General features: G+C 60.6%; 10 protein-coding genes. 9 read left to right on the plus strand and 1 reads right to left on the minus strand.

Annotation, left to right across the window (positions count from 1 at the left end; genetic code table 11):
* Positions 1-25: 25 nt before the first annotated feature.
* The 5 genes from galK (at position 26) to CUU80_RS08050 (ending at position 6,956) form a co-directional block, all read left to right on the plus strand.
* Positions 26-1,276 (plus strand): galactokinase, encoded by a 1,251-nt coding sequence (gene galK / locus CUU80_RS08030; protein WP_100496797.1) that lies wholly within the window; start codon positions 26-28, stop codon positions 1,274-1,276.
* Positions 1,277-1,560: 284 nt separating this feature from the next.
* Positions 1,561-3,060 (plus strand): MFS transporter, encoded by a 1,500-nt coding sequence (locus CUU80_RS08035; protein WP_243388699.1) that lies wholly within the window; start codon positions 1,561-1,563, stop codon positions 3,058-3,060.
* A gap of 139 nt (positions 3,061-3,199) precedes the next feature.
* Positions 3,200-3,472 carry an ACT domain-containing protein gene (locus CUU80_RS08040; protein ID WP_100496840.1) on the plus strand — a complete coding sequence of 91 codons (273 nt, stop codon included), beginning with the start codon at positions 3,200-3,202 and terminating at the stop codon, positions 3,470-3,472.
* A gap of 32 nt (positions 3,473-3,504) precedes the next feature.
* Positions 3,505-4,869, plus strand: coding sequence for a PFL family protein (locus CUU80_RS08045; protein WP_100496798.1), 1,365 nt, complete (start codon positions 3,505-3,507; stop codon positions 4,867-4,869).
* Between the two features lie 314 nt (positions 4,870-5,183).
* Positions 5,184-6,956 carry a zinc-ribbon domain-containing protein gene (locus tag CUU80_RS08050; protein WP_100496799.1) on the plus strand — a complete coding sequence of 591 codons (1,773 nt, stop codon included), beginning with the start codon at positions 5,184-5,186 and terminating at the stop codon, positions 6,954-6,956.
* A 191-nt stretch (positions 6,957-7,147) separates the two neighbouring features.
* On the opposite strand, the gene CUU80_RS08055 is transcribed toward CUU80_RS08050, so the two are convergent.
* The gene (locus CUU80_RS08055) at positions 7,148-7,747 is read right to left on the minus strand and encodes a tRNA (cytidine(34)-2'-O)-methyltransferase (RefSeq protein ID WP_100496841.1); all 600 of its coding nucleotides are present in this window, start codon (positions 7,745-7,747) and stop codon (positions 7,148-7,150) included.
* 266 nt (positions 7,748-8,013) lie between these two features.
* Between CUU80_RS08055 and CUU80_RS08060 the strand changes: the two genes are divergently transcribed.
* The 4 genes from CUU80_RS08060 to CUU80_RS08075 all read left to right on the plus strand — a co-directional run bounded on the left by CUU80_RS08060 (position 8,014) and on the right by CUU80_RS08075 (position 17,720).
* Positions 8,014-8,937, plus strand: a complete 924-nt coding sequence (locus CUU80_RS08060) for an iron-sulfur binding domain-containing protein (protein ID WP_100496800.1) — start codon at positions 8,014-8,016, stop codon at positions 8,935-8,937.
* 66 nt (positions 8,938-9,003) lie between these two features.
* Complete coding sequence (locus CUU80_RS08065; protein ID WP_165775896.1) at positions 9,004-9,777, plus strand: hypothetical protein; 774 nt, start codon at positions 9,004-9,006, stop codon at positions 9,775-9,777.
* 188 nt (positions 9,778-9,965) lie between these two features.
* Positions 9,966-13,529 (plus strand): DNA-directed RNA polymerase subunit beta, encoded by a 3,564-nt coding sequence (rpoB, locus tag CUU80_RS08070; protein ID WP_100496801.1) that lies wholly within the window; start codon positions 9,966-9,968, stop codon positions 13,527-13,529.
* A gap of 147 nt (positions 13,530-13,676) precedes the next feature.
* Entirely contained in the window at positions 13,677-17,720 is a 4,044-nt protein-coding gene (locus CUU80_RS08075; protein WP_100496802.1) for a DNA-directed RNA polymerase subunit beta', read from the plus strand.
* Positions 17,721-17,848 lie beyond the last annotated feature (128 nt).

A 17,848-nucleotide genomic window follows, 5' to 3' on the forward strand; every position in this document is an offset into this window, starting at 1 on the left:
TCAAATCAAGAAAGACAAAACATCAATGACTGCTGTTGAATTCATCGAACCGATTTCGCATGAGGCCGGCGTGGAGCAGGCCAAGGCCCTGTTCTCCAAGACGTATGGCGTTGAGCCGGAAGGCGTGTGGGCCGCTCCGGGCCGTGTGAACCTTATCGGCGAACACACCGATTACAACGCCGGCCTGTGTCTGCCGATCGCTCTTCCGCACCGTACGTTCATCGCGCTTTCCCCACGAGAGGACACCAAGGTGCGTGTGGTCTCCGACGTGGCTCCAGACAAGGTCGCCGAAGCCGATCTGTACGAGCTTCAGGCCCGTGGAGTGGACGGATGGGCCGCCTATCCGACCGGTGTGGCTTGGGCGTTGCGTGAAGCCGGTTTTGACAAGGTCAAGGGCTTTGACGCCGCCTTCGTCTCCTGCGTGCCGCTGGGCTCGGGTCTGAGCTCCTCTGCCGCCATGACCTGCTCCACCGCGCTGGCTTTGGATGACGTGTATGGTCTTGGCTACGGCGATTCCGATGCCGGCCGTGTGACCCTGATCAATGCCGCCATCAAGTCCGAGAACGAGATGGCCGGCGCTTCCACCGGTGGTCTCGACCAGAACGCCTCCATGCGCTGCACTGCCGGCCACGCGCTGCTGCTCGACTGCCGTCCGGAGCTCACTCCGTTGGAGAACGTCTCCCAGCAGGAATTCGATCTGGACAAGTACGGCCTCGAACTGCTCGTGGTGGACACCCAGGCTCCGCACCAGCTCAACGACGGTCAGTACGCCCAGCGCCGTGCCACCTGCGAACAGGCCGCCAAGATTCTCGGTGTGGCCAATCTGCGCGTCGCCGCCGACGGCATCGCCAAGGCTGATGATCCGTTCCAGGCTCTGAAGGAGACGCTGGATGCTCTGCCGGATGAGACCATGAAGAAGCGTGTGCGCCACGTGGTCACTGAAATCGAGCGTGTGCGCTCCTTCGTGCGTGCCTTCGCTCAAGGCGACATCGAAGCCGCAGGACGTCTGTTCAACGCATCCCATGACTCGCTGGCTGCCGACTACGAGGTCACTGTGCCCGAACTCGATGTGGCTGTGGATGTGGCCCGTCACAACGGCGCTTACGGTGCTCGCATGACCGGCGGCGGCTTCGGCGGTTCCATCATCGCTCTGGTGGACAAGGGCCGTAGCCACGAAGTCGCCCAGGCCATCGCCGACGAATTCGAAAAGCAAGGCTTCCACGCGCCACGCGCCCTTGCTGCTGTGGCTGCGCCGAGCGCTAGCCGCGAGGCCTGATTCGCCCCGCGACACGCGCGGCCGTACTTACGAAAAATTGAAAAACGTATTACGGTGACGTTCTGTTTTGAATAATCGCATGCCAACCGGCGTATTACTTGCCGGATGGCATGCGATTTTTTGTTGCCGAATGTGACCCGGACGTTAGGGGTTTTCGGCGCTCGCCAATGAAGTCGCACACCGTGAGTTCACGTGATCATCGTGAACGGCAACAGTGCGCGGCGGCATGCGTGGCGTGCGCTGCGCACCGGCAACGAACGAAAAGCAATAAGAAGAGGATTCCGTTGTCCGAAAAGCAGACAACCATTCGTAATACGCAACTCAACGATTCCGCGTTCGTCGCAAATCAGCCGAAGCATTTCGACCATCCGCACAAGGTGATGCTCGGCCTGTACATCAGTGTGTTTCTCGGCATGCTGTCGGAAACGTCCATGAACATCACCCTGCCCGACTTGATGACTGATTTCGGCATTTCGTCCGGTACAGCGCAGTGGATGGTCGTCGGCTACATGCTGGCCATCGGCGTGGTGCTGCCGTGCGTGGGCTTCATGCTCAAATGGATTAAGGCCAAGACGCTCGTGCTGTTCGCACTGGCATGTTTCCTGATCGGTGCGGTCGTGTGCACCATTGCGCCCACGTTCCCGATTCTGCTGGTCGGACGTATCATGCAGGGCGTCAGCACCGGTATCGTGCTGCCCACCATGTATGCGGCCATCATGCGTGTGTTCCCGTTGCATAAGATCGGCGCGGCCAACGGCGTGGCTGGACTTGTCATCATGTTCGCGCCCGTCATCGGCCCGACCATCGCCGGCGCGCTGATCGGCGCATTTTCGTGGCGTGCGATTTTCGCGCTGTTCGCCGTGGTCGCCGTCGTGGCAATCGTGTGCACAGCACTGTTCTTCGTAACGCCTATCGAACGCACCCGTCCGAGCGTCGATGTGATTTCTATCCTGGCTTCGGCAATCGGTTTTGGCTGTCTGGTCGCCGGCGTGAGCCTGATTAGCGACATGGGCTTCTCCGTGGCGGTTATCGGCCTTCTTGTTGTCGGCGTGTTGGTCCTCGCGTGCTATGCGTACCGTCAGCTGCATATCGCCGATCCGCTGCTTGACTTGCGCGCACTAGGCATTGCGGCATTCCGTACGCCGGCCATTATGATCAGCTGCTCGTTCTCCTGTACGTTGGCGTTCATGTACTTGGTGCCTCAGGAACTGCAGCGCGGCATGGGATTGAGCTCCACCCTCGCCGGTCTGCTTATGCTGCCAGGAGGCGTGATCAACGCGCTATGCACGTTGGCTGCAGGACGACTGTTCGACCGGTACGGCGCGAAGAAGCTGGTGTGGGCCGGCTCGGTACTGACCGTCATCGGTGGCGCGCTGTTCTTCGCGATCGGTGTTTCCACGCCGATCGCCCTGTTCCTCGCCGCGCACATGATCGTGATGATCGGCATTCCGTTCATCCAGCAATCCTCGCAGTCCGCGGCGCTCAAGTCGCTGCCCGGCCACATGGCGGCGGACGGCAGCACGATTATGAACACCATGCAGCAAGTCTGTGGTGCCATCGCCACCGCCGTGGCCACCTGTCTGCTCGGCCTTGGGCAGATGAACTATACGGCGGCGGGCGGCACGAATCCCGCACAAGGCTTTGTGGACGGCTCGCGTTACGGCTACCTGTTCGGCTTGGCTCTGGTTGTTGTTGTGCTGGCATGCTCCTTCTTGCTGAAGGAGCGTCAGGAGGAACCGAAGCTGGTTCCGGTGCATGTGGATATCGAGAAACTGGCCGCCTGACCTGTGCGCTCTTCCTACGCAAGCGGGATGAGTCATGAGATGAGTCATCAGGCGTAACGGGTGTTCCCCTATACTGGGGAGCACCCGTTTTTCACGCATGTTCGAAATCATTTCCGATCATCATCAATCAGGGAGCGCCATGAACAAGGCCATCATCACCGTCGTAGGCCAGGATACCGTCGGCATCATCGCACGAGTTTGCACCTACCTGTCCAATCATCACGTCAACGTTCTTGACATTTCACAGACCATCATCGACGGCTTCTTCAACATGATGATGATCGTCGACTACTCGAAGTCCGACAAGGAATTCTCCGCGATGGTCGGCAACTTGGAGGATCTTGGCGACGATATCGGCGTGCGCATTCGCTGCCAGCGTGAGGAAATCTTCACCAAGATGCACCGCATATAGTCTCGCCGGACCAAACCGAAAGGAACTTGACCATGCTGAATATCATGGAGGTCCACGAGACCAATCAGATGATCGAGCAGGAAAAGCTCGACGTACGCACCATCACCATGGGTATTTCGCTGCTCGACTGTGCATCGGACGACGTTGACGTGACCTGCGAGAACATCTACCGCAAGATCACCACGTATGCCAAGGATCTCGTTTCCACCGGTCAAGCCATCGAAAACGATTACGGTATCCCGATCGTCAACAAGCGCATCACCGTCACCCCGATTTCACTGGTCGGCGCAAGTTCGTGCAAGACCAGCGAGGACTTCGTCAAAATCGCTCACGCGCTCGACAAGGCGGCCAAAGAAGTCGGCGTGGACCTGATCGGCGGCTATTCGGCGCTGGTTTCCAAAGCCATGACCCCGGCCGAGGAACTGCTCATTCGTTCCTTGCCGCAGGCCCTGTCCGAGACGGATATCGTCTGCTCGTCGGTGAACGTCGGCTCCACCAAAACCGGCATCGACATGAACGCGGTGGAACTGCTCGGCCATATCATCAAAGACATCGCCGAACGCACCGCAGACAATGACTCCTACGGTTGTGTGAAATTCGTGGCGTTCTGCAACGTTCCGGATGACAATCCGTTCATGGCCGGCGGTTTCCACGGCGTGACCGAGGGCGATGCCGTAATCAACGTGGGCGTTTCCGGCCCGGGTGTGGTTTCTCGTGCGCTCGATGCCGCCAAGGGCAAGGATTTCGAGTTCCTGTGCGAAACCATCAAGCGTACGGCCTTCAAGATCACCCGTGTGGGCCAATTGGTGGCGCAGGAGGCCTCGCGACGTCTCGGCATCCCGTTCGGCATCATCGACCTGTCGCTGGCCCCGACCCCGGCCGTGGGCGACTCGGTGGGTGAAGTGTTGGAGAAGATCGGTCTCGAACAGGTCGGCGCGCCTGGCACCACCGCGGCTCTGGCGATGCTCAACGATCAGGTGAAGAAGGGCGGCATTATGGCGTCCTCGTATGTGGGCGGACTGTCCGGCGCGTTCATCCCGGTCTCCGAAGACAAGAACATGATCGACGCGGCCGCTTCCGGATGCCTGACCATCGAAAAGCTTGAAGCCATGACCTGCGTATGCTCGGTGGGTCTCGACATGATTGCCATCCCGGGAGACACCTCGGCGGCCACCATTTCCGGCCTTATCGCGGACGAGGCGGCCATCGGCATGGTCAATCAGAAAACCACCGCCGTGCGTGTGATTCCGGTGGTCGGCAAGGGTGTGGGAGAGATGGCCAACTTCGGCGGCCTGATGGGGTATGCGCCGATTATGCCGGTCAACCAGACCTCGTGCGAGGCGTTTGTGACCCGCGGCGGCCGCATCCCTGCGCCGATTCACTCGTTCAAGAACTGACGAGGGCTGCTTTTCGTCGCGTCTCATCGCCCTTGATCTGGAAGAACGTACGCTGAGCAAACGGCAGCGTACGTTTTTTTCGTATAGAAAGGGTATCGTAGAAGGTAAGCAACAACGATGTTCGTGTGAGGTGGGGTGCGCGCATATTCATCGTGCGATTGGGACATGGGATGTGCTGTTGTGATATGTCCCGTGGGCCCGTGAGAGGTCAAGGGAGATGAATTATGAAGCAGCCGGTATTGCGATCTGTATCTGCTGTATTTTGTCTAGTGAGAGTGGCGTGTGCGGCGCTTGCCTCGGCGGCCCTGCTCCTTATGACTCTGTTGTTGCCCGCACCGGCTTGGGCGGCGGACGGCACTTTGTCCGATGGGCCATCCCTCAAGCAGACCGGCAGCGCGGATTTTAAGAACTACACGGATCTTTCGATTCTCGGCGTATCCGAAGATGGTTCGGTTGCAGTCGTTTCGGCGTCGAATCAGGGGACGGAAGTATTGAAATATTTCATGGTGACGACCAAAGATGTGTCCTTGACCGAAATCGCCAGCACGACAATAGACAGCAATAAGTCTTACTCCACAATGGTTTCTCAGGATGGCAAGTACGTCTATTTCTATGATTCCGTGGACCGCGAAGTCAATATGATCGATGTCGCCACGAAGAAGACCACCGTGTTGCCTGGCCTGACCTTGGAGGACGGCTGGTATTTATCGTGGGCCGATCATGATCGTCTGTTTGTTTCCGAGAACACAGACGACAACGCGGCAGTTGCCATATATGACGTCAAACAGCAGCGATTGCTACCTTCCGTGGACTTAAGCGATATTTTTGGATACGTCACCGACCCGACGCTTTCTCATGTGTATACGATTGAAGCTTCATCGGGAAGTTCCTCGGGCACGTTGCATACCTATGATCTGACAACCGGTCAGGAAGCCGAATCGGTGTCAGTCACCTTCCCTTCCGGCATCAATTTCGACACTGTGGGACCATACTGGTTTTTGCCCGACGGCAAGACAATGCTGGTGGTTTTCTATACCAGCGATTATGACGCGATATATGCGAGGTTGGATACCAAAACCGGGAAGATGAGTTACCTCTCGGACAAGCCGACTGCCGTAGGCGTTATGGGCGGTGATCGATACGCGCTTGTCTATGAAGGCAAATCGGGTGGCCCATCCGAGCCGTTGCGATACTCCGACGTGAGTGATCTAACGTCCGTAGGCGTCTACGATACCGTTGCCGGTCGCATGATGTGGAACGTGAACGACTCGTCGCTCATGAAGATGCTTGCTTGGGAGGGTGGCGTCTCGTCTGTAAGCCTGTCGGAAGATGGCCGGTATGCATTCGCTGCGTCGTCGTCGGGTGATACCGATGGTCGTGTTGAAGTCATCGATATGAAGACCGGCACGAAATCAACAGCGGCGACCCCGGACAAGAATCGTCAGTATCTCGGTTCGTCAGCATTCAGTTTGTCGTCTGATAGCAGCACGTTGTTGATTGCCACGGTGCCTACGAGTGAGGGGTATGCAGATGGAGATAACGCCGCCAAACTGTTGATCTATAACACCGGCATAGGCGGCACCCTGTGGTCTCGACCGAAGGCTTGGATTATGGTCGGCGCGGGTGCCGGCGCGGCGGTGATACTGCTGGTGGTGATCGTGCTGCTGGTGGTGCGGGCGCGCAAACGTCGGCGTCGGCAGGTTGCAGCCGGCGGTGTGACCGGTGCCGGTGGCGGTGCGTTTGGTGCTGGGGTGCCTGCGATGCCGGGCATTCCGGGGATGCCGAATGCGCCGAACATGTCTGGTATGCCGAGTGCTCCCGTGATGCCAAATTCACCGAATATACCGAATGAGCCGAGTATGCCAAGCGCACCGGTTGCTTCTGGTGCGTCAGGCACCATGCCGCCGGCACCATCAAGCGTTGCTATTCCGCTACCGACTATGGCTCAGTCCGGGCAACATCCCGGCCAGGTTCCGGGCGGTCCCCAAGCCGGGCAGCCGCGACCGAAGTTCTGTACGTCGTGCGGAGCTGCGTTGGGCGATGCCAGCGTCAAATTCTGCCCGCAGTGCGGTCAGCGCGTGGCGTGACGCGTCTTGACTTGTCTCGTGACGTGAGTCGTCCTGAATCGTCGTCCCGTAACGTAAGTCGTTACGTGCCGGATCGTCACGGCGCTTGACCTGTCCCACACCTGGACGCCTCGTAACGTACCGACTCGTAACGGCGTGCCGGCATCGGGACGATGACCGGCTGATCGTAACGTACGTTCTTCCAGACTCAATCACCGCCCGCCGGCGAAGCCCAGCTGACGCCATGCCTCATAAATGGCGATGGATGCGCAGTTGGTCAGGTTCAACGAGCGCAGGGACGGGCGCATCGGGAGCCTGACCTGCTCGGCCACGTGCGGGCCGGCCATGATGTCCATCGGATCGGGGATGTCGCCCGGCTCGGGACCGAACAGCAGAATATCGGTCGGTCGATACTCGATTTCCATATACAGCTTGGTGGCGTGCGCGGTGAAGGCGATGATGCGCGAATTGGGCATCGACTCCACAAGATTCTCGAAATTCGGGTGCAGCACCACATGAGCCATGTCATGATAGTCGAGGCCGGCACGGCGAAGCTTGGTGTCGCGCAGGTTGAACCCTAGTGGTTCCACCAAGTGCAGAATCGTGCCGGTCACCGCGCACAGACGGATGGCCGAACCGGTGTTGCCGGGAATACGCGGGGAGTAATAGCACAGGTGCGGTGTGACGGTTTCCGTGGCGGCGGCCTTTTCAGCCGAGAGCATCGCATCGACCACGCTGATCGGATTGCCGTGCGCGTCGGTCACCAATTCATCCGGACCGTAATTGGACTTGCGGTAGCCGTATTCGAACATCTTCTCGACTTTGGATTCCGGGTTTGATGCGGAGGAGGATGCCGGGTTGGCTTCATCGGTTGATTGATGGTCAGCGGTGTGCGGGGTCAGTGCCGTCTCGTTCGTCATAGCTGTTAAGAATAAGAACGATGACCGACACCGCGGGCTTGGCCTGAAAACCAAATACGAGTCTCGAAGTCGGTCGGCAGGGTTGGTCAAGGTGATACTTGATACTCGAAAAGTCAGGAAACACGTGGAATATAGAGGACCCAAGGAGCGGGACGAGCATGTCGGCAGATTCGGCAGATACTGATGCGCAGCAGCGCAAGCGGACTCGTATCAAGCTCGCCGCATGGTGGGAGGCGAACGCGCGTGATCTGCCATGGCGGTTCGGCAGAACCAGCCCTTGGGGCGTACTGGTTTCCGAAGTGATGAGCCAACAGACGCAGATGAGTCGCGTGGTGCCGTACTGGACTGATTGGATGGCACGATGGCCGGATGCACAAGCGCTCGCAGACGCGCCCAAAGCGGATGTGATCACCGCATGGGGACGGTTGGGATACCCTCGCCGCGTCCTGCGATTGCAGGAATGCGCTCGCGTGGTGACCGAGCAATACCATGACGAACTGCCGCATACCTATGAGGAACTGATCGGTCTGCCCGGCATCGGCGACTATACGGCATCTGCCGTGCTGAGCTTCGCGTTCGGTGAACGTATCGCTGTGATCGACACCAATATTCGCCGCGTGCTCAGCCGTGTGTTCCTAGGCGTTGAGTCGCTTGGAGGAGCGGCCAGCCCGGCCGAACGGGCGCTCGCCAACCGTGTGCTGCCCGAACAGGGCGCGGTGGGCGAATCGGTGACGTGGAATCAGTCGGTGATGGAACTGGGGGCCGTGGTCTGCACGGCGAAATCACCGTTGTGCGAGGCCTGTCCGGTTGCGGACGATTGCATGTTCCTCAAACTCGGCCGTCCCGGTTTAGGCCAGCGCCGCACTCGTCCTCGCCAACGATTCCAAGGCACCGACCGTCAGGTGAGGGGATTGGTGCTTGCGTCGTTGCGCGAGCTGCCTGCCGGTGCGTCACTGCCCAGAAAGGACGCCGAGAAGCTGTGGGATGATCAGGTGCAGCTTGCCTCCTGCATCGCTAGTCTTGACGATGACGGACTGATCGAAATCACAGCAGATGATATGTTGCGTTTGCCGCAAGGCTGATGTTCTGGTGAAAATGACGACCCTTGCCGTGTGTGTGAGCCGGTGCGACCGTAGACTGGAAACGTTATGGCAGTGCAGAAGAACAATTCGGGTGCAAACGGCGTAAGGTCCGGTAGGGGAGCGGACTTTGGTGCTGGACGATCGGCTATGTCCGCGCGCTCCGGCCGTCTTGATCGCGGGGGCGCAGGGATGCGCACGACTGTGCCCGGCCGTCCGGCCGGATCGAAGAAGCGCAAGCTCAGCAAGAAGAAGCGGGCGATGTACCGTCGCCGGCGCATTGTGGCGCTATTGATCGTGCTGGTGGGACTGGCGCTTATCGGTACGTGCGTATACAGCTTGGGCCGCGGCATCGGTGCCATCAATACGTTGATCCATCATGACGATATCTATGCGATTTCGCGTGACGCCGTGCCTACTCCCAAGAAGGTCAGCAGCGTCAAGGATTGCACAGCCAAGGATGTGTCGCTGGAGTTGTCTTCTAAATCGCAGTCCGTGGGCGTGGGCGGATCGCTGGATTTCACGGCGACCATCGTATATGAGGGGTCGAGTAGCTGCCTGGTAGACGGCTCGGATGCCGGGCGTGTGTTGACCATCACCTCCGGCAACGATACGATTTATCGCTCTGATCTGTGTGCGGCCGACTCCCGTATGCTGCTCATGGCCAAGGGAGACAAGGACACCCAGACGTTGACATGGAACACAGATGCCAATGGTTCGCTTGCCGAATGCACGGATGAAGACACGTGGGCGCGAGTCAACGCCGGTACCTATGTGGCGCAACTGAGCCTGAAGGACCATCCGAAGGTCACCAGCGACAAGGTGGTGTTCACCGTAGAATAAGCAGGCTGGGCGGCTGCAATCCGCGACTGGGGTTGTCCTCATATATCGCTATACTGAAGAATTTGCATGAGGTGTGTCATATTGCGGGCATGCCATCGACAATGAAGCGTCCGCATAGGCATATGGTGGCCATGTCGGCGCTCCCAGGGGAATTACTAGTAATCTAAGCGAGCGATAAGGAACGTCCATTGGCTACTGAGTCTACGACGAACACCACCACCATCATCGCACGCGCCGACCAGCATGACATTGACCTGCACAAGGCGTCGGATCGCGTGAACTTCGGTTCCATCAAGGAACCTATCGATGTGCCCTACCTGCTGGGCGTACAGACCGACAGCTTCGATTGGCTGATCGGCTCCGACCGCTGGAAGAAGCGCGTCGAGGAGGACGAGGCCAACGGCACCAACACCGTGCCCCACACTTCCGGCCTCGATGAGGTTTTCGACGAGATCTCCCCGATCGAGAACTTCGCCCAGACCATGTCCCTGACCTTCTCTGATCCGTACTTCGAGGAACCGCGCCACACGGTTCAGGAGTGCAAGGAGAAGGACTACACCTACTCCGCCCCGCTGTACGTGAACGCCGAGTTCGAAAACGGCGACACCGGCGAAATCAAGTCCCAGACCGTGTTCATGGGCGACTTCCCGCTGCAGACCCCGCACGGCACCTTCATTATCGGCGGCACCGAGCGAGTCATCGTCTCCCAGCTCGTGCGTTCCCCGGGCGTCTACTTCGACCGTCAGCAGGACCGTACCTCCGACAAGGAGGTCTTCGGCGCCAAGATCATCCCGTCCCGCGGTGCATGGCTTGAGTTCGAGATCGACAAGAAGGACCAGCCGCAGGTGCGTGTGGACCGCAAGCGCAAGCAGTCCGCCATCGTGTTCCTCATGGCCATCGGCATGACCAAGCCGGAAATCCGCGAGGCCTTCAAGGATTACCCGCTGGTGCTCGACGCTCTGGAGCGTGAGACCCTGGAAACCCAGGACGAGGCCCTCGTGGACCTCTACCGCAAGATTCGTCCGGCGGACACCCCGACCCCGGAGGCCGGCAAGAACTTGCTGGATTCCTTCTACTTCAACACCAAACGTTACGATCTGGCTCGCGTGGGCCGCTACAAGATCAACCGCAAGCTGGGTCTTGAGGCCGACTTCAACGATCGTTCCCTGCATCAGGAAGACATCATCGCCACCATCAAGTATCTGGTGGCCCTGCACGACGACGCCAAGACCTTCCCGGGCAAGCGCAACGGTGAGGACGTGGACCTGCGCGTAGACGTGGACGATATCGATCACTTCGGCAACCGTCGTATCCGTCAGGTCGGCGAGCTGATCCAGAACCAGCTGCGTACCGGTCTGTCCCGTATGGAGCGCGTGGTGCGCGAGCGTATGACCACGCAGGACGCCGAGGCCATCACCCCGCAGTCCCTGATCAACATCCGTCCGGTGAACGCCACCATCAAGGAGTTCTTCGGTACCTCTCAGCTCTCCCAGTTCATGGATCAGAACAACCCGCTCTCCGGCGTGACGAACAAGCGTCGTCTCTCCGCTCTGGGCCCCGGTGGTCTGTCCCGCGACCGCGCCTCCATGGAGGTGCGCGACGTGCATCCGTCCCACTTCGGCCGTATGTGCCCGATCGAGTCTCCTGAAGGCCCGAACATCGGTCTGATCGGCTCTCTGGCAACCTTCGGCCGCGTGAACCCGTTCGGCTTCATCGAGACCCCGTACCGCAAGGTCGTCAACGGCCATGTGACCGACGAGGTCGAGTACATGACCGCCGATCGCGATCTCGACCACGTGATCGCACAGGCCAACCAGGAGCTCGATGAGAACGGCAACTTCGTACAGAAGTCCGCCCTTGCCCGAGTGGGCGAGGAAGAGGCGGTCGATGTGCCGGTGAGCTCCGTGGATTACATGGATGTCTCACCTCGCCAGATGGTCTCCCTCGGTGCCTCCCTGATTCCGTTCCTGGAACATGATGAGGGCCACCGAGCCCTGATGGGTACCAACATGCAGCGTCAGGCCGTGCCGCTGATCGAATCCGAGCGCCCGCTGGTGGGTACCGGCTCCGAATGGCGTGCCGCCAACGACTCCGGTGACGTGATCAAGGCCGACAAGGACGGCGTGGTGACCTACGTCTCCGCCGACCTGATCCGCGTGATGAACGACGATGGCACCACCAGCTCCTACAAGCTGGCCAAGTTCCAGCGCTCCAACCAGACCACCTGCTACAACCAGCGCCCGATCGTGCACGACGGCGAGCGTGTGGAGGCCGGTTCGGTTCTGGCCGACGGCCCGGCCATCCAGAACGGTGATCTGGCACTGGGCAAGAACCTGCTCATTGCCTTCATGCCGTGGAACGGCTACAACTACGAGGATGCTGTGATCATCTCCCAGCGTCTGGTGCAGGACGACACCCTGTCCTCCATCCACATCGAGGAGTACGAGATCGACGCCCGCGAAACCAAGCTGGGTGCCGAAGAGATCACCCGCGACCTGCCGAACGTCGGCGAGGACGCAGTGGCCAACCTCGACGAGCGCGGCGTGATCCGCATCGGTGCCGAGGTCGAGGCCGGCGACATTCTGGTCGGTAAGGTCACCCCGAAGGGCGAGACCGAGCTGACCCCGGAGGAGCGCCTGCTGCGCGCCATCTTCGGCGAGAAGTCCCGCGAGGTGCGTGACACCTCCCTGCGCGTGCCTCACGGCGAGACCGGCACCGTCATCGGGGTCAAGGAGATCACCCGCGAGGATGCCGAGGAGGACGGCGACGAGCTGCCCAACGGCGTGAACCAGATGATTCGCGTCTACATCGCCCAGCACCGTAAGATCACCGTGGGCGACAAGCTCTCCGGCCGTCACGGCAACAAGGGCTGCATCTCCCGCATCCTGCCGGAAGAGGACATGCCGTTCCTCGCCGACGGTACCCCGGTCGACATCATGCTGAACCCGCTGGGCGTGCCTTCCCGAATGAACCTGGGTCAGGTGCTCGAACTGCACTTGGGCTGGATCGCTCATTCCGGTTGGGACATCTCCCTCGATCCGAACATGGAAGCCGAGTGGAAGAAGCTCATCCCCTCCGGTGCCGAAAAGGCCGAGCCGAACACCCCGGTGGCAACCCCGGTGTTCGACGGCGTCAAGCCTGAGGTGCTCAAGGGTCTGCTGTCCACCACACTGCCGAACCGCGACGGCGACCGTCTCGTCGGCCCGGACGGCAAGGCAACCCTGTTCGACGGCCGTACCGGCGAACCGTACACCAAGCCGATCTCCGTGGGCTACATGTACATGCTGAAGCTGCACCACCTGGTCGACGACAAGATTCACGCCCGCTCCACCGGTCCGTACTCCATGATCACCCAGCAGCCGCTCGGCGGTAAGGCCCAGTTCGGTGGCCAGCGCTTCGGTGAGATGGAGGTGTGGGCCCTTGAGGCCTACGGTGCCGCCTACACGCTGCACGAGATGATGACCACCAAGTCCGATGACGTTGACGGCCGCGTGCGTGTCTACGGCGCCATCGTCAAGGGCGACAACCTGCCGCCGGCCGGCATCCCCGAGTCGTTCAAGGTGCTCCTGAAAGAAATGCAGTCCCTGTCCCTGAACGTCGAGGTCCTGAACGCTGAAGGCGTGGCCATCGACATGAAGGATGAGGAAGACGATCCGGTCAGCTCCACTGACGATCTGGGCTTCAACATCGGTGCCCGCCCCGACGCGGCCGCCAAGGAAGACCAGAAGGCCGAAGAGCCCGAGTACCAGTGATCCAACACGGGCCGTGCATGCCAAGGCCGCCCGTCCTGCAACGTCTGCGAGTTACGCAACGCATATGCAGGACTACGGCGGGCGGCCTTGAGCACGGCTCCACCGCTAAGCGTGAACGAAACATTTTCTAAAGAAACGGATTAACAAGTGCTGGACGTCAACGCATTTGACAAGATTCGCATCGGCCTCGCCACCGCCGATGACATCCGTGGCTGGAGCCATGGTGAGGTCAAGAAGCCCGAGACCATCAACTACCGTACCCTGAAGCCCGAGAAGGACGGTCTGTTCGGCGAGCAGATCTTCGGTCCGACCCGCGACTGGGAGTGCGCCTGCGGCAAGTACAAGCGTGTGCGCTTCAAGGGCATCGTCTGCGAGCGATGCGGCGTGGAAGTGACCCGCTCCCGCGTGCGTCGTGAACGCATGGGCCACATCGAGCTGGCCGCCCCTGTCACCCACATCTGGTTCTTCAAGGGTGTGCCGAGCCGCCTCGGCTACCTGCTGAACGTCACTCCGAAGGATCTGGAGCGCGTGATCTACTTCGCCTCCTACATGGTCACCGAGGTGGATGACGAGACCCGTCACAACGATATGCCCGGCCTGCAGGACGAGTTCGATTCGGAGATCAAGCGCCTTGAACAGCGCCGCGACTCCGACATCGAAGCCCGCGCCAAGAAGGTCGAAGAGGATCTGGCCGCCCTTGAGGAGGCCGGAGAGGCCAAGGGCCCGGCCCGTGCCAAGCTGCGCAACGGTGCCGAGCGCGATATGGCCGCCATCCGTACCCGTTACAACGATCAGATCGCCCGTGTGGACGCCGTCTTCGACAAGTTCAAGAAGCTCAAGCCCGGCGACATGGTGGACGACGTGGACCTGTGGCGCGAGATGCAGGACCGCTACGGCGATTACTTCGACGGCTGCATGGGCGCCGAAGCCATCAAGAAGCGTCTGCAGTCCCTCGATCTGGAGTCCATCTCCAAGGAACTGCGCGAGGAGATCAAGGACGCTTCCGAGCAGCGCAAGACCAAGGCTCTGAAGCGCCTGAAGGTCGTCAACGCCTTCCTGACCACCGGCAACAAGCCAGAGGCCATGGTGCTCGACGTGATCCCGGTCATCCCGCCGGATCTGCGCCCGATGGTCCAGCTCGACGGTGGCCGTTTCGCCACCTCCGATCTGAACGACCTCTACCGTCGTGTGATCAACCGTAACAACCGTCTGAAGCGCCTCATCGAGCTCGGTGCTCCGGAGATCATGCTCAACAACGAGAAACGCATGCTCCAGGAGGCCGTGGACTCCCTGTTCGACAACGGTCGTCGCGGTCGCCCGGTCACCGGTGCCTCCAACCGTCCGCTCAAGTCCCTGTCCGACATGCTCAAGGGTAAGCAGGGCCGCTTCCGTCAGAACCTGCTCGGTAAGCGAGTCGATTACTCCGGCCGTTCCGTGATCGTGGTCGGTCCTTCCCTGCGCATGCACCAGTGCGGTCTGCCCAAGCCGATGGCTCTGGAGCTGTTCAAGCCGTTCGTCATCAAGCGTCTTGTGGACCTGAACTACGCGCAGAACATGAAGTCCGCCAAGCGTCTGGTGGACCGTGGCGACGCCGAAGTGTGGGGCGTGCTCGAAGAGGTCATCTCCGAGCATCCGGTGCTGCTCAACCGTGCACCTACGCTGCACCGTCTGGGCATTCAGGCCTTCGAGCCGATTCTGGTGGAAGGCAAGGCCATCCACCTGCCGCCGCTGGCCTGCGCCGCCTTCAACGCCGACTTCGACGGCGACCAGATGGCAGTCCACCTGCCGCTGTCCGCCGAAGCCCAGGCTGAGGCCCGCTCGCTGATGATGGCTTCCGACAACATCCTGAAGCCGGCCGACGGTCACACCGTGACCATGCCGTCTCAGGACATGATCCTCGGTCTGTACTACCTGTCCACCGTGCTTGAGGGCGCCAAGGGTCAGGGCCGCGTGTTCTCCTCGCTGGAAGAGGCCGAAATGGCGCTCGACCGCCACGAGATCGACATGCAGGCCAAGGTGCTGATTCGTCTGCCGGAAACCTTCGTGCTGCCCAGGAACTGGGAGCCGGGCGAGGTCAAAGTGCTCGATCCTCGCGAAGGCGAGAGCGACGTGGCCAAGGAAGAGCGTATGCACGACGGCAGTGTGCTGTTCGCCACCTCCTACGGCCGCATCCTGTTCAACCAGACGCTGCCCACCGACTACCCGTTCGTCAACGATCAGGTGGCCAAGGGTCGTCTGTCCAAGATCGTGGACGATATCGCCATGCGCTACTCCACCCAGCAGGTGGCCGTCACGCTGGACGCCCTGAAGGATCTCGGCTTCACCCGCGCACCGTGGTCCGGTGTGTCCTTCGCCTTCTCCGACGTGAACGAGCCGCCAGAGCGCGATCAGAAGATCGCCGAGTACGAGGCCAAGGCCGATAAGGTCAACGCCAACTACGAGATGGGTCTGTTGACCGAGGAAGCCCGCCGTCAGGAGCTTATCGACCTGTGGACCGAATGCACCGCCGAGGTGTCCAAGGAAGTCGAGGAGAAGTTCGACCCGACCTCCAACCTGGCCATCATCGTGCAGTCTGGCGCACGAGGCAACATGATGCAGATCAACCAGATCGCCGGTATGCGAGGCCTCGTGGCTAACCCGAAGGGTGAGATCATTCCTCGTCCTGTGAAGTCCAACTACCGTGACGGCCTGTCCGTGCTGGAGTACTTCATCTCCCAGCACGGTGCACGTAAGGGTCTGGCCGATACCGCACTGCGTACCGCAGAGTCCGGCTACCTGACCCGTCGTCTGGTGGACGTCTCTCAGGACGTGATCGTGCGCGAAGAGGACTGCGGCACCAAGGCCGGTCTGCCGATCCGCGTGGCCGATCGCGACGCCGACGGCAACCTGGTGCTCGTCAAGGCCGCCGATGGTGGCCCGTACTCCCGTCTGCTCGCTGCCGACGTCATCGACCCGGCCGACGGCCAGACCGTGCTGTACAAGCGCGACGACGCTCTGTCCATGGACGTGCTCAACGACCTCGTGGCCCACGGCGTCGAAGAAGTCAAGTGCCGTTCCGTGCTCACCTGCGAATCCAAGCGTGGCGTGTGCGCCAAGTGCTACGGCTGGTCCCTGGCCACCAACAAGCTGGTGGACGTCGGCGAGACCGTCGGTATCGTGGCTGCCCAGTCCATCGGTGAGCCTGGTACCCAGCTGACGCTGCGTTCCTTCCACTCCGGTGGCGTGGCCGCGGCTTCCGATATCACCCAGGGTCTTCCTCGTGTCACCGAGCTTTTCGAGGCGCGTACCCCGAAGGGCGAGGCGCCGATCACCGAGTTCGCCGGCACCATCAAGATCATGGAGAACGATCGCGGCCGTCAGATCATCCTGACCCCGGACGCCGATTCCGGCGCTCCGAAGGAAGAGGGCATCATCAAGCCGATCACCTATCAGGTCTCCAAGCGCGTGCCGCTCAAGGTGGCGGATGGCGACCATATCAAGGTCGGCACCCAGCTGGTCGAAGGTTCCGTGGACCCCAAGAAGATCCTCACCATCCTCGGCAAGCGCGCCGCCCAGGTGAACATCGTGGAAGAAGTGCACACCGTGTACCGCTCCCAGGGCGTGGATATCCACGACAAGCACATCGAGGTCATCGTGCACCAGATGACCCGTCGCGTGACCATCATCGACTCCGGCAGCACCGATCTGCTGCCCGGCGAGCTGGTGGACAACGCCCGCTTCCGCGAGATCAACCGCAACACGGTCAAGAACGGCGGCAAGCCGGCCGTCGGCCGTCCGGCGCTGATGGGCATCACCAAGGCCTCGCTGGCCACCGATTCCTGGCTGTCCGCCGCATCCTTCCAGGAGACCACGCGCGTGCTTACCGAAGCCGCCCTCTCCGAGAAGGTCGATGACCTCAAGGGTCTTAAGGAGAACGTTATCATCGGTAAGCTCATCCCGGCCGGTACGGGCCTCGCCCGCTACCGCAACGCCGTGGTCGAGCCCGACAAGGCCATCCGCGACACCATCTACCCGAACTTCGGCTTGGGCGGCGACGGTGACCTCGGCGACGCGACCTTCTCCGATGCCGACCTGTCCGACCTGAACTTCTCGAACCTTGAGTTCGGCGATCTGAAGCTCGGCGACGACTTCAACCCGGACGACTTCTACTCCGACCAGGGCGACGACCTCGGCCTGGGCGACCAGCAGTAAGTCGTGCCCGGTCGTGATTCGGCAATTCGACGGCCTCGTATGAGGTGACTCAGACGGCCCGGACCTTCATCAAGGGTCCGGGCCGTCTCATATTTCATGCAATCGTAATAAAAACAAGCTTTCCGGGA

Origin of the sequence: Bifidobacterium scaligerum, from assembly GCF_002802865.1 — a bacterium.
Taxonomy (GTDB): domain Bacteria; phylum Actinomycetota; class Actinomycetes; order Actinomycetales; family Bifidobacteriaceae; genus Bifidobacterium; species Bifidobacterium scaligerum.